Annotated in this window: 1 protein-coding gene; it reads left to right on the top strand. The window is 58.7% G+C overall.

Annotation, left to right across the window (positions count from 1 at the left end):
• Positions 1 to 105 precede the first annotated feature (105 nt).
• Complete coding sequence (locus tag ACP7B7_RS31605; RefSeq protein WP_308920524.1) at positions 106 to 1,242, top strand: ISAs1 family transposase; 1,137 nt, start codon at positions 106 to 108, stop codon at positions 1,240 to 1,242.
• Positions 1,243 to 1,262: the final 20 nt, after the last annotated feature.

The raw sequence follows: 1,262 nt of genomic DNA on the forward strand, positions 1-1,262 counted from the left end.
CAGGGCGATTGCATGAAGCATCAGTGCTTGGTGTGGCCGTAGGTCGAAAATATTGCTTGTAAACGCATTGAGAAAGGCGTTTACTTTCGATATTTGGACGGACAAATGGCAAATGAACCAATCTCGTTGGTGGCGGCATTCGATGACTTGAGCGACCCGCGTGGGCGTCAATGTCCGTATCGACTCGACGAGTTGCTGCTGGCGGCGATCTGCGCAGTCATCAGCGGCGCGGAGAGTTGGACGGCGGTTGTCGAATGGAGCGAAACAAAGCTCGACTGGCTGCGCCAACAGCTGCCCTTTGCCAACGGCATCGCCTCGCACGACACCTTCGGGCGGGTGTTTTCGCTGCTCGATGCGACGCAGTTCGAGGCATGTTTCGTCAGATGGATGGGGACGATGTGCCCGGCGCTGCCGGGGCAGCACATTGCCATCGACGGCAAGTGCGTGCGCGGCTCCCATGATGGCAAACACAGCGCGATTCATCTGGTGTCGGCATGGAGCAGCGCCAGTGGCTTGACGCTGGGGCAAGTGAGGACCGCCGACAAGAGCAACGAGATCACCGCGATCCCTCAATTGCTGGCCACGCTGGACATCAAGGGCGCCGTCATCACGATAGATGCGATGGGGTGCCAGCATGATGTCGCCGCCAAGATTGTCGCTGGCGGCGCCGACTATGTGCTGGGGGTAAAGGATAACCAACCCAGTCTGGCCGAAGCGATACGGTTGTGGTTCGATGCCGCCGAGGCGGGTACCTTGGATCGTCCGTTCTGGGATCACAACCACACTGAAAAGGACCACGGGCGCATTGAAACCCGGCGCTGCCTGGTCACCAACGACGTTGCCTGGCTGGGCCAGCAAAACCAGCACTGGGCCGGCGTCCAAAGCCTGATCATGATTGAATCTAGGCGCGAAATCATCGGCAGAAACAGCAGCGGTGCCGCCAGCGTCGAGCGGCGCTATTACCTCAGCAGCCTAGCAGCCAAAGCGGCTCATCTTGCGCACATCGTCCGGGCCCATTGGGGTATCGAAAACAACATGCACTGGGTTCTCGACGTCGCGTTCCGCGAAGACGATTGCCGTATCAGGGTCGGCGAAGGAGCACAAAACTTCGCCATCCTACGCCGAATCGCCCTGAACTTGCTGAAAAATGAGAAGTCGACCAAGGTAGGCATCGCCACCAAACGCTTAAAAGCCGGCTGGAGTGCTGACTACCTTGCCAAGGTCTTGGGCTTGCCGATCTGATGCTTCATGCAATCGCCCTG

This window comes from Janthinobacterium sp. PSPC3-1 (genome assembly GCF_049896105.1).
In the GTDB taxonomy this organism is placed as follows: domain Bacteria; phylum Pseudomonadota; class Gammaproteobacteria; order Burkholderiales; family Burkholderiaceae_D; genus Janthinobacterium.